Source organism: Ruminobacter sp. RM87 (assembly GCF_000701925.1).
GTDB classification, from domain to species: domain Bacteria; phylum Pseudomonadota; class Gammaproteobacteria; order Enterobacterales; family Succinivibrionaceae; genus Ruminobacter; species Ruminobacter amylophilus.
The window spans coordinates 1-13,754 of record NZ_JNKD01000065.1; the positions used below are offsets into that span (position 1 = coordinate 1).

At 41.3% G+C, this 13,754-nt stretch carries 6 protein-coding genes; all 6 read left to right on the top strand.

The window, feature by feature from the left end; genetic code table 11:
- Positions 1-277 precede the first annotated feature (277 nt).
- Complete coding sequence (murJ, locus tag T489_RS0110520; RefSeq protein WP_031579995.1) at positions 278-1,876, top strand: murein biosynthesis integral membrane protein MurJ; 1,599 nt, start codon at positions 278-280, stop codon at positions 1,874-1,876.
- A gap of 87 nt (positions 1,877-1,963) precedes the next feature.
- The gene (gene ribF, locus T489_RS0110525) at positions 1,964-2,896 is read left to right on the top strand and encodes a bifunctional riboflavin kinase/FAD synthetase (protein ID WP_031579996.1); all 933 of its coding nucleotides are present in this window, start codon (positions 1,964-1,966) and stop codon (positions 2,894-2,896) included.
- A gap of 199 nt (positions 2,897-3,095) precedes the next feature.
- Complete coding sequence (gene ileS, locus T489_RS0110530) at positions 3,096-5,909, top strand: isoleucine--tRNA ligase (RefSeq protein ID WP_031579997.1); 2,814 nt, start codon at positions 3,096-3,098, stop codon at positions 5,907-5,909.
- An 82-nt stretch (positions 5,910-5,991) separates the two neighbouring features.
- Positions 5,992-6,519 (top strand): signal peptidase II, encoded by a 528-nt coding sequence (gene lspA / locus T489_RS0110535; protein ID WP_031579998.1) that lies wholly within the window; start codon positions 5,992-5,994, stop codon positions 6,517-6,519.
- Positions 6,506-7,453: a 4-hydroxy-3-methylbut-2-enyl diphosphate reductase gene (gene ispH / locus T489_RS0110540; protein ID WP_031579999.1), complete on the top strand. Its 948-nt coding sequence runs from the start codon at positions 6,506-6,508 to the stop codon at positions 7,451-7,453. Before lspA ends, ispH begins: the two co-directional genes overlap by 14 nt.
- Positions 7,454-8,015: 562 nt before the next feature.
- Positions 8,016-13,421, top strand: coding sequence for a pilus assembly protein (locus T489_RS0110545; RefSeq protein ID WP_031580000.1), 5,406 nt, complete (start codon positions 8,016-8,018; stop codon positions 13,419-13,421).
- The last annotated feature ends 333 nt before the right edge of the window (positions 13,422-13,754 follow it).

Genomic DNA, 13,754 nt, shown 5'->3' on the forward strand with positions numbered 1-13,754 from the left:
TATCAAAAGCATGCCGGATTGTCATGTTTTTTGATGTATTTATTTAAATCTCGGCCGGGCACTGTGCAAAGGCGGTACATACTGAGCGTAACCGTCATATTTTCATTATTATCCAAAAAGCGTAACTGTGCGGAATCAGTATTATGTTTGAGAATGAGGGAGATAGATATTATAATCTGCAGCATTATGTCCGGACGGTGAGATTGTCTTTTCGGTTATGATACACTGAGCACGGATTATTATTTTCATATCATATGATTATTGATTGCAGATTGTCATGAGTAAATTATTTCGTTCCAGTATAATCACGTCTCTTGCCACTTTTATGTCCAGAATTCTCGGACTGATAAGAGATGTGTGCATTGCTAATCTTCTTGGTGCCGGTCAGAGTTCGGATATTTTTCTGTTTGCGCAGAGAATTCCTAATTTTTTAAGACGACTGTTTGCAGAAGGCGCATTCAGTCAGGCTTTTGTGCCCGTTATGTCTGAATTCAAGGCAAAGAAGGATCAGGAAGGACTCAAGGATCTTATAAGCAATACTTCAGGAACTCTCGGCGCGGTTGTCTTCATTATTACCGTAATAGGTATGCTGGGCAGCAGCGTGATAACGGCCGTTTTCGGGTGGGGCTGGTTTCAGGAGTGGCTGGAAAATCCTGGGGAAGGCAAATTTACACAGGCCTCTTTTTTACTGAAAATAACGACTCCATACCTGTTTTTCATTACTCTTACAGCCGTGTCTGGTGCCATATTAAACACCTTTGAAAAATTTCTGATTCCTGCCATTACTCCGTGTCTGATGAATCTCTGCATGATTGCAAGCTGTTTTGTTCTGAAAGATTACTTTGAAGATCCGAATCTGGCTCTTTCAATCGGTTTTATGACTGGCGGGGTAGTGCAGTTTTTATTTCAGCTGCCGTTTCTGTATAAGCTGGGATGTCTGGTAATACCTCGCTTCAGCTGGAATCATCCTGGTGTGACCAAGATTAGAAAACTGATGATTCCTGCTATTTTCAGTGTTTCGGTCAGTCAGATTAATCTGATTATCAACACTATTATCGCCACAAAGCTTACGACCGGGGCAATCAGTTATCTGTATTACTCAGACAGACTGCTGGAATTCCCGATAGGAATTTTCGGTGTGGCGATAGGAACGGTGATTCTTCCTGCCCTGTCTCGTCAGTTTGCCAAAAAGGATCTTGATGGTTACGTTAAGACATTGGACTGGGGTATCAGGCTTGTTCTTCTGCTTGGTTTCCCTGCAATGATGGGGATTATAATGCTTCGTGAACCAATAATCCGCGTTCTTTACATGAGTGGAGAATTCGGCCTCGACGCTGCAGGTCATGTGTCTCTGAGTGTAATAGCCTCAGTGTCAGGCTTATGGGCTATTATGCTTGTTCGTGTTCTGGCTCCCGGATTTAACGCAAGACAGGATACCGCCACACCTGTAAGATACGGAATCATTTCCATGGTGACCAACATTATATGCAGTCTGATTATAGTATTTCCTATTGAGTACTGGCTGCTTGTAGGTGGAAACAGCGGTTACGGCTATCTGGGACTGGCACTGTCCACAACACTGTCATCCATTGTTAATGCCTCACTGCTTCTGCGTGGTCTTGCCAAGAAGAATATTTATCATATCAGCAGAAATACCGTTGTTTTTGTTCTAAAGCTTCTTGCCGGTACGATTGTTATGTCCATGGTTTTGATGTTCCTTAAGGGCTGTTTTGCAGCTGATGCCGCTGAATGGGCCGGAATAAGCCATATAAGTTCAATTGTGTATTTGGTGTGTCTTGTTGCATCAGGAGCTGCGGTTTATTTTGTAACGTTGCTGCTGCTGGGAATTCGTCCGTCTCAGCTAAAGGGGGCGTAGTTTAAAAAATGTTATAAACATAACGTTTTTTTGGTATAATCCTATTCTTGTTGATAAATAAAATTGTTTTTAATAGTTGGTTGAATTATGCACTTAGTGCGAAATCTTGATAATTATACCTGCCGTGCTGAAGGAATAGCACTAACCATAGGTAATTTTGACGGTTTGCATATAGGTCACAGAGCCGTCCTCAGTGAACTGAAGGAGAAGGCTCGTAAACTGGGTATTAAAACGGGTGTAATGTGCTTTGAGCCACAGCCTCTGGAATTTCTGTCCTGTGAGAAAATACCGGCAAGGTTAAGCAGGTTCAGAGACAAGTTTCTTGGACTCAAGGAGCTTGATATCGATTACCTGTTCTGCCCTAAATTCAATCAGAAATTTGCCTGTCAGTCTCCTGAGTCGTTTATTGAGGATGTCCTGGTAAAAAGACTTAACGTTAAACTGCTTATAGTCGGAGATGATTTCCGTTTCGGCAGGATGGGCAAAGGCGGATATGATCTGCTGGTCGAGTCCGGCAGAAAATACGGATTCGAAGTATACAGCATGTCCAGCTACAGATATCACGGAGAGCGTGTCAGCTCAACGGTGATAAGACAGCTTTTAAGGGAAGGTTCTCTGGATAAAGTATCGGAAATGCTTGGAGAATACTTCTATATAAGAGGTAAGGTCTGTCACGGAAGAAAAATAGGGTCAACGATAAATTTTCCGACGGCCAATATCAATCTTAACCGAAGGGTTGTGCCTCTGTTCGGTATTTATGCTGTGAAGGTCTGTATGCCCGACGGATCCATGCGATACGGCATGGCAAATGTAGGCATGAGACCGACTGTAAACGGTACGTATCCTCTGCTGGAGGTTTTTGTATTTGATTTTTCCGGCAATCTGTATACGAAAGAGATTAAAGTTTCATTTATCAGAAAACTGAGAGATGAAATCAAGTTTCCGTCTCTGAATGAGCTGAAACAGCAGATTTCAAAGGATGAACAGGAAACCAGAGCGTATTTCAGTGTTCATCCGTAGGTTTATTGAGCGGCTGAGAATGTCTGACGTTTTAAACTGTCAATCGTTTTCAGTCGGCTTTTAATGATTAAAGGTGCGGTATTTTCCGTTCTTGTATAGACATACTGTCGGCAAGTCTATCGCTCATGATACGGCGGGGAAATAAGCATAAGCTTAGAAACCTGAAGACAGTGTTTTTTAATTATGGTATTGAATCAAAATGACAGATTATAAGAAAACTCTTAATTTGCCTGATACACCTTTCCCGATGCGTGGTGATCTGGCAAAGCGTGAACCGCTGATGTTAAATTCCTGGTATGAAGATGATCTTTATAGTCAGATTAGAAACGCCAGAAAAGGCAGAAAGTCATTTATTCTGCACGACGGTCCTCCATATGCAAATGGCAATATTCACATTGGTCATTCAGTAAATAAGATTCTTAAAGATATCATAATTAAGTCCAAGACCTTAAGCGGTTTTGATGCTCCATATATTCCCGGCTGGGACTGTCACGGTCTTCCTATTGAACTCAAGGTTGAAGGTCTTGTAGGAAAGCCTGGTCAGAAGGTTACCGCAGCAGAATTCAGAGAAGAGTGCCGTAAGTATGCCAGAACCCAGATTGATGCCCAGCGCAATGATTTCAAGAGATTGGGCGTTCTCGGTGACTGGGAGAATCCGTATCTCACCATGAATTTTGAAACAGAAGCCAATATTATCCGTGCTTTGGGCAAAGTTGCGGAAAACGGCCATCTGGTAAAGGGCTTTAAGCCTGTTCACTGGTGTATTGACTGTGGCAGTGCTCTGGCAGAAGCTGAAGTTGAGTACTATGACAAGCAGTCATATGCAATTGACGTATGTTTCAAGGCTGCAGACAAGGAAGCTGTTCTCAGTGCTTTCGGCAATGCCAAGTGTGACAGTGTTCCCAACATTGTTATCTGGACAACCACTCCATGGACTCTGCCTGCAAACAGAGCCGTATGTCTCAATGCTGATTTCAACTATCAGCTGATTTCCGCAGATAACGGCAAGTGCTATATTCTGGCGGAAGTTCTCTCGGCTGAAGCTTTAAAGAGATACGGCGTGACTGATTACACCGTGATTGCCGTTACCAAGGGCAGCAATCTTGAAGGTCTGAAGTTCTGTCATCCGTTCCTGGATATTCAGGTTCCTGTTATTCTCGGTGCTCATGTTACCGATGATTCCGGTACAGGTGCTGTTCACACCGCTCCTGGTCACGGTATGGATGACTATGTGGTTGGCTGCAAGTACAATCTTGAAGTTGCATGTCCTGTAGGTGCAGACGGCAGATTCCTTGAAGGAACTCCTTATTTTGCCGGTCAGAACGTGTTTGAGGCAAATCCTAAGGTTGTTGAACTTCTTAAGGAAAAGGATGCTCTGGCAGCAGTTAACAAGATTAATCACTCATATCCATGCTGCTGGAGACATAAGTCACCAATCATTTTCCGTGCTACCCCGCAGTGGTTTATCAGCATGGAAGAAAAGGGCCTCAGAACCAACGCACTGGATGAAATCAAGAAGGTTCAGTGGGTTCCGTCATGGGGACAGAACAGAATTGAAGCGATGGTGGCAAACCGTCCTGACTGGTGTATCAGCCGTCAGCGTACATGGGGTGTACCTATCGCTCTGTTTGTAGATAAGGATACCAATGAACTTCATCCTCGTACACAGGAACTGATTGAAGAGATTGCCAAGCGTGTTGAAAAGAAGGGTATTCAGGCATGGTGGGATCTTGATCCTAAGGAAGTCCTTACCGCTGAAGAACAGGAAAGATATGTTAAGGTAAAAGATACTCTTGACGTATGGTTTGATTCCGGTTCAACCAGCTATACCGTTGTGGGCAAGCGCCCTGAATACAACGGTCAGAGCGCTGATATGTACCTTGAAGGTTCAGATCAGCATCGCGGCTGGTTCATGTCATCTCTGATGATTGGTACCGCTATTTCAGGCAAGGCTCCATACAAGACTGTTCTGACTCACGGGTTTACCGTAGACGGACAGGGTCGTAAGATGAGTAAGTCAATCGGTAATGTTGTTAGTCCTCAGGATGTAATCAGCAAACTCGGTGCTGATATTTTAAGACTGTGGGTTGCTTCAACCGATTACAGCGGTGAAATGACCGTTTCTGATGAAATTCTCAAGCGCAGTGCCGAGGCATATCGTCGTATCCGTAACACCTCAAGATTCCTTTTGGCAAACATCAATGATTTTGATCCTGAAAAGAATATGGTTGATTTCGATGATATGGTTGCACTTGACCGCTGGGCAGTATCATGTGCCGCAAAGGCTCAGAAGGAAATTATCAAGGCTTATAACAGCTTTGATTTCCATACCGTTGTGCAGAAGATTATGCAGTTCTGCTCCGTAGATATGGGATCTTTCTATCTTGATATTGTTAAGGACAGACTGTATACCTCCAAGACCGACGGTGTTGCCCGCAGATCAAGTCAGACTGCACAGTATCTTATTGCTGAAGCCATGGTACGCTGGTTCTCTCCGATTCTGAGCTTTACCGCTCAGGAAATATGGCAGCTCTTACCTGGAAAGAGAGATAAGTATGTATTTACAGCAGAATGGTATGAAGGTCTTAAGGAACTTCCTGATGACGCGTCTCTTAATGATGATTTCTGGCAGAAGGTTAAGACTGTTCGCGATGAAGTGAATAAGAAGCTTGAAAATGCCCGTAAGAACAAGGTTATCGGCAGTTCATTGGAAGCGGAAGTAAAGATCTACGCAAACGATGACATTACCGCAACTCTTGCGGCTCTGGAAGATGAATTACGCTTCGTTCTTCTGGTGTCAAAGTGTGAAGTACTGCCTCTTGCTGACGGAGCAGATGCTGAAAAGGCAGATATTGACGGCTTAGCCGTAACTGTTGTTGCAACAGCAGAAGAAAAGTGCGAAAGATGCTGGCATCGAGTTCCTGGAATCGGTTCTGTTTCAGGTCATCCAGGTATCTGTAAGCGTTGTGCTGAGAATATCGACGGCAACGGTGAAATCCGTAAGTTCGCATAAAGCGTTCATGATGCATTTGTTATAATATGTATAAGCCCTGTTTTATGCAGGGCTTTGTTTACTGATAATCAAGGATTTGTGGATGGGTGGAAAAATTTTTAAAACCGGCCTGGTTTATCTGCTTCTCTCTGTTGTGGTCATGCTTTTGGATTATCTGACAAAACAATGGATTGTAAGTAATGTACCGGTTAATGATATCGCTGGTTCCATTGAGGTTATTCCTAATTTTTTCAGAATTATACATGTGCATAATCACGGTGCTGCCTTCAGCTTTCTTGCAGGACAGAATGGATGGCAGGTTGTTTTTTTCAGTGTCATTGCCATAGCTGTCAGCTGTTTCTGTATCAGGGGGATGTTTAAAAACAGCAGATCTCAGCTGATTTCAAATACAGGGTATGCACTGATTGTCGGCGGGGCATTGGGAAATCTGTATGATCGTATTGCATATGGTTACGTTATAGATTTTCTTGATTTTAATTTTGGAAACTATCATTATCCGGCATTCAATGTTGCTGACTGCGGAATATGCGCAGGTGTTTTTCTGTGGTGCGTATATGAACTGTTTTTGAATAAGAATAATAAGGAAAATTCAGACAATGCAGGAAAATAACAGAAAAAAAATTCTGCTGGTAAGCCCCCGCGGTTTCTGCGCAGGCGTCAGCAGAGCAATTCAGATTGTTGAACTTGTGCTTGCAAAATTTGAAAATGAAAATGTTTATGTTCTGCACGAGGTTGTGCACAATAAACACGTGGTTGAAGAACTGAATCGTCATGGAGCCATCTTTGTGGACTGTCTGGATGAAATTCCTGACGGAGCCATTACTGTTTTTTCCGCACACGGTGTCTCAAAAGAAGTTGAACAGAAGGCCGTACGTAAAAATCTCAGAGTCTATGATGCAACCTGTCCTATTGTTGATAAGGTTCATCGAAAGGTCAGACGCATAAGTGATCAGGACGAAGAAATAATAATGATCGGTCACGCTAAACATCAGGAAGTGGAAGGAACTGTTGGACAATATACCAGCAGGGTAGGGGCTATGCATGTTATAAATAACATTGATGAAATAAAAAAAATTAATATCATGCATCCTGACAGGCTTCATTTTGTAACTCAGACGACTCTCAGTGTTGATGAGGCAAAGAATTGTATTGATGCCTTGAAACAGGCTTTCCCTTTAATTTCCGGACCGGCAACCAACGATATCTGTTATGCAACTCAGAACAGACAGCAGGCTGTGAAGGAAGTTGCCAAAATTGCTGACGTGGTATTGGTTGTCGGTTCAAAGAATTCATCCAATTCCAATCGTCTCAGTGAGGTTGCCAGACAGACAGGATGCGTTTCCTATCTTATTGATGATTACACAGATCTCACACCGGAGATGACCGCCGGAAAAAATATTATTGCTATTACCAGTGGTGCTTCTGCTCCGGAATACCTGATTGAGGAAATAGTAAAATGCCTCAACAAAAATGCTGACTATGATGTTGAGAACATCGGTGTTTCAAACGAAAAACAGAATTTTAAACTGCCCTCAGGCTTATAATATTCTTATGCTTTTTTATAGAGTTTTTTTTATGACAAATGTGAGAAAAACTCTATTTTCCCTAAGTTAAAAAAAATTTCCTGAATTTACATTTGTTAATACCGTGTGTTAATGAATTTTGCTTTTTTGCAAATGTAAAGAATATGTTTTATTAACATGTTTTATGTCCGGCAGTAATCTTTTTTGCATGTTTTAAAACTATAAATGATTTATCAAAAAGATGATATATGAAATTACAGTGCGTGCTAATTATATATAATATATAGTTATTTATAATATTTTATAAATAAAGGATAATTAGTGTCGGTTTATCCATTTATAGTAATATTTTTTAACAAAATATTAAAAACTGTTGTAAATTAACAGTTTTTTATAAAAATAAAACTAAATAGTTTAAGAGTTTAAAATGCAAATTTTGTGAATTAAACTGTAATTCTATTATTAAATGTTAATAATTTTTTGAAAATAATTGTTAGTTAGTATTTAATAGTAAATTGAGTAGTTTTCATTTTTGAAAAAAAGAATAATTATTTTCATACTTTAATTTAAGTGAGGTAAGCTCATGGTTAAGTTAAAAAATTTATCCAGAGTCATTAATGCCTGTGTGTTCATGGCGGCCACGGGTTTAACGGTCTCCGGTGTGGCTTTGGCGGCTAATCCTAACCTGCAGAACGCTTCAAATGAAGAACTTTTGCAGGCTAAGAACAATTCTCCTGCAACCGCACCGTTCGGCATAGCAGGTCTGGGGGTTGCCCCACTGGTTATGCTGACCGTAGGTAGAGAACATAATTTGTTTACAGAAGCTTATTCAGATTACACTGATATTGATGGTGATGGTCAGCTTGATATCATGTTTGACCCTTCAATTTCATATTATGGTCTTTTTGATCCGAAATTCTGTTACAAGTATCAGTCAGGAACCAGTAATCTGACCAATGTTCCAGATGCATCTACGCCAAATTCTTCTTACAGCAAATTCCCTGGATACTGGTATCCGGTAGCTATTGCAACTGACAGCAGTGCTGTCAGCCTTGACATGTGGGCAAATACGGATCGTCCGTCCAGAACTGCCAAAATATGTAGCGGAACTTGGAGCGGTAATTTTCTGAATTATGTGACCGCAAGCCGTATTGACGTTATCAGAAAGGTTCTGTATGGTGGTACCCGTGTGTACAGCTCAACCAAGGGTAGTAATCTTGCAAACGGTTCAGCAAAGACTACAAAGTACAATGGATCATCACTGTTGGCACACTCACGTGTAATACGTGATTCTCATTCATGGGGTAAGGTATTTTCTGATTTAATGTATGATCAGAAATTTAGGGTATCTCAGTTTACTGATTTGACTGATACCGGTAATGCAGAAGATGCCTGGTTTTTTGTGGTAGCATCTCCAGACAGTCCAAATGAAGCCAGCAACAATGATGGCAATGGTAATTCATACCGCTGGAGTACGTCATATCTTCGTTATGCAAAAGTGCATAATGCCGGTATGCCTGGCAGAGCTCCGTCATCACAGAATACAGACCCGGCATATATTTGGGACTGGGCAAGCCGTCAGACTTTCAATCAGGACTCAAATGATGCCATAGGCTCAAAAAATCAGAAGAAAATTGATAGATCAAAGAAGACTGAAGGTAGTACAACCAAGAACGAAAGTCTTTTCTCGAGTACTGTACAAACACGCGGCATAGCCGTTGTGGCATGTACCGAACAGTTCCATGATAATGATAACTGTTATAATTATGGCACCGAAGCTGAACCTATCTGGCAGCCTATAGGTCTGTTGCAGCAGTATGGGCAGGGTGATAAACCTCGTATGAAGTTTGGTCTTATCAGCGGTGGCTGGGAAAAGAATATCCAGACAGGTATTTTAAGAGCAAACATCGGTGATTTTAATTCTGAAATTCACTACGACAACACCAGCTCACACGTAGCCGGTGACTTTAATTTTGGTACGATTAAGTGTTCAGGCGTATCCAGCAATGGTGCCGGGGCAATTTGTGGTATCGTTGCTACTTTCGACCGTATGAACATATCTGCCAAGGAAAGTGGTTCAAATAACTTAGGATACCCTAACGGTGGCGGTGTCTACAACAAATGTTCTCGAAGTGTAGATGATACATTGGTTAAAATGTATAACCAGTCCGGTGGCAGATGTCATGACTGGGGTAATCCTGTAGGAAAGATGCTTTACCAGACTGCCAAGTATTTTAAAGGCGTTGACCTGGACGATCAGAAGTCTGATTTTGAAGAAGCTCAGTTGAAGATTGGTCACGTGACCCGTTCAGATCCGTATCCAAAAGGAAGTTCTACCTACTGTGCTAAGCCTGTGTCTCTTTTGATTGCTGATGAAAATATCAGTTTTGATAGTAATTATAATAACAGTACTCCATATTCCGGTGATACTTCAGCGATTCTTGGTGAGACCGCATCAGTTTCTAATGAATATGGTCTTGCTGAAGGCAGTTACTTCATGGGGCAGGTAAGTGGTAAAGATTCCGGTGCATATGAATTTATTCCATCCAGAAAGCATATTACCAATCTTAGTCAGGTAATAGGCCTTGCTCCTTCCGTTGCTTTCAGTTTTGGTAGTTACAATGTTGCCGGTGTTGCTTCTCTGTACAGTAAAAACAGGTTAAGAGAATCAGAAGGTCCGAACGGTAAAAAGGCCAATCTGTATCTTTCAACTTATGTAGTTGCAATGAAGCCTAATGTTCCGCAGATTAATATTCCTGTTACTACTAAATCAGGAAAACAGATAACTGTTGAATTACTTCCATTCGCAAAAACACCTTGCGATTATTGTAATGTAAGTAGCAATGATTCAACCAAGGAAATTTATCTTAAAAATATTTCCAAGGATGTTCGTTTAAGACAGTCAACAAATCAGGTTGCTGACTTCTATGTAGAAAGTCTCGGTGCAGATGAAGGTGTGTTCAGAGTTAGTTACGAAGACTTTGAATATGGCTCAGACTACGATATGGACTGGGTGGTAGGATATAAGTATAAGGTTATTCAAGGTAATAAAGGTACTTATGTCAGAGTTATGCTTTCTCACGAAGATGGTGACCCATATGCTCCTCAGCATGCTGGTTATGTAATAACCGGTGTTGAAAATGAAGGCGTATACATGGATTTGGGTAAACTGTCATCAAAGAGTACTGATAAGACAGGTTGTAATACCAACATGTATGAACTGGATACCGTTATAAATGACGTATCAATCGATTCATGTCGTTCCAGCTACTGGAAAATGATCACCGACAAGGATCATGGTCTTACACAGGTTGCAGAAAAGGGCAAGACTACCTTTACGGACAATATGTGTCTGTTCCCTTATTACGCTTATACTGAAACTTCATATAATTATGCGTTCTGGTCTCCGGATGTTATAGATAGCTACTATGATACCTATATTGCACCTCATGCAGCGATCTACTACGGTAACAGAAGAGCACTGTATGACGCTGGATACAAGCAGTATGCTATATTCAAGGATATGGCCAAAAACTATAATGCACGTTTACATGGTGATCGTCTTTCATCAATGGGTAAGCATGCAACAGCTAACAATTTAGGTGTTACCACCAGCCGTTTGTTCAAGGTTGATGAAAGCAAAGCCAATGGTGATACCGGTTGGTTAAAGAGTCCTCTTTGGTTTGCGGCAAAGTACGGTATTAATCCGGATAATAGTGCAGGTCGTAAAGATCCAAAGGTAGAACCTGATAACTACTATCTTGTTACAAATCCTGTTAAGATGCGTGACGGTATCGCGAAAATGCTTAATAAGATTGATCAGACATTTAAGTCTGGATCTAGCTTTGTTGCTGCAGATGCCATAGTGGGTACTGAAGGTTCTGTTTACGGTACATCTTATGATCCGTCAACCTGGTACGGTGCAGTGTCTAAACGTGGATACACTACGGATGATAAAGGAAACATCTCAATAAACGGTGACGTTGAATGGAATGCTGCCAAGACATTTGCTGCTACTTTACCTGATGACAGAGTTGTAATTACCCTGGATTCTGTTAACCATCAGTTGAAGAGATTCTATGCTACGGAAATTCCATATAACTATAATACATGGAACTCAGATAAAAGTGGTTACGCTACTGAATCTCAGGGGAGTGGTGCTGTCCAGTATTTAGGATATGATGTTGTCCGTCAGATTCTCAATGAAAATTCTTTAACTGATGAACAGGTAAACGATCCGGATTATCTTGCTTATGCTGATAAGCTGGTGCGTTGGGTTCTTGGTGATCACAAGTACGAAGGTTTAAATACCTCAGATAATTACTCAAAGAGACTGGCTAATAATGAAAACAAGCCTCTGAGATACCGTTCTGAAAGTATTACAGGAGAAAAAGATTTCAGATTCGTTCTGGCTGACGTTATTAACTCCGATGTAGTTGCCTTTACTGTGAATAACAGTAAGTATCTTGCAGTTGGTGCAAATGACGGTATGCTCCATATTCTCAACGAAGCCGATGGTAAGCCTATTGTATCTTATCTTCCTTCAGCAATGCTGCCTCATTTAGGAAAGCTTGTTAAGGAAACCTACAACACAGACCATCAGGCTTATGTTGACAGTACTCCAAAGGTATTGAAATCAGGCGGAAAGGTCTATCTGTATGGTACTTATGGTTTAGGTGTTAAAGGTGCTTATCTGTTGAATGTGTCAGCCATCGATTCTATTGCTAATTCAGGGGTTGATGCTAAGCTTTCTGCTTTGATGAGCGGTAGTGATAAGCTTCTTGTTTGGGAACTTAAGGAAGAACAGTCTCAGTATATTGGTAAGCAGCGTGTAGCTCCAGCCTATGTGAGAGTAAAAACATCTGAGGAATCTGACTCAGCGATTGAATATTTTATTTTTGCAAGTGGTTATGATGCTGCAAAACAAGGCTTAACTTTTGTAGATATATTCGGTCAGGGTGGTTCTTGCATAAGCGGTTCCCTCTCTGAATTTACTCCATGTATCATCGGTGAACGTGATGTTGCAGCCGAAGATCCTTGGGGATACGGAAGAACCAATGCTTTCGGACCGTTGCAACTTCAGACTTCATCATCAATAGATGAGGTTGGTTTGTTATACAACGGTATGTATTGGGGTGACCTGTTCGGTAACTTATGGAAGTTAGATCTGAAGAGCTTACAGCCTGATGATTACTATAATGTTGCTAACTGGGTTAATGCTGAACCAAGAGTTATCTTCAGAGCTACTGATTCAAACGGTGTAGCACAGCCAATCACAACAAAGGTGGCAATCGACTATCATCCAGGTGGTGGTGTCGGTCTGATCTTTGGTACTGGTGGTCTGTGGACAACAGCTGATCAGGGTACTGTATCACTTAAATACAATACTACCCAGACTATTTATGTGTTAAGGGATCTGAATACTTACGATCCTTCTGTTAACGCATCAAACAGAAATGACGGTGAACTGGTTCATAGATGTGCCAACCCATCAGACGTTCATAATTCCGGCAATGCAGAAGGCTGCTTAATAAAGTATAGCTACGCTGATGGCGGTATTAAGGTTGATCCGGCTGCAAAACCAAATGAAGATACTAAGCTTTATGGCTGGTATCTGGATTTGGCTGATGACAATTTGGGTTCTAGTTATGGTAGCGGTGCCCGTATTTATAGAGATCCTAAGATTATTAATTCATACAATGTAGCATTTGCTGTCAATGTACCTAGTGTTAGTGATACCTGTTCTGGTGGCGGTACTAGCTACATGTTGTATGGTGACTGGACTCTTACTGATATGGATACTGTTGTTGAAGTAACCGCTGTTAAGAATTATCTCACCAGTGAAATATCAGTATACTATAATGCAGATGGATCTATAGCTGTGAGAGCCGCTGGATCTGAAGCTGATGAGGATACCGAAAAATTTGCTGATGGTCCAAACCTGAAAGATCCGATAGTCGGTAATTCATCATGGATGAAACTCTACTAGTATTTTGTGTTAGCTAGTGCAAACCCCAAATTATATAAGTTTTTATGACATATTATTTGGGGAAATTAAAAAAAGCTCATTTCTCATTTCGTGGGGAATGAGCTTTTAATTTATGGCTCTTCACGGAATTGTTGGGAATCCGAGAGAGGACTGGTATCGAATTAGAGTAAAGAAATAGTCCTCATCTCTGTGAGCATGTGAAAATCGTATGCGTGTAAGCAAATAGGGTTATTTAAAATTGAAGCTCACTGTGCTACTACCACAGTGAGTTTTTGATATTGTAAAGGTTTAGTCCTTGGAAGCTGTTTCAGCCTTACGCAGGTCTTCCAGATT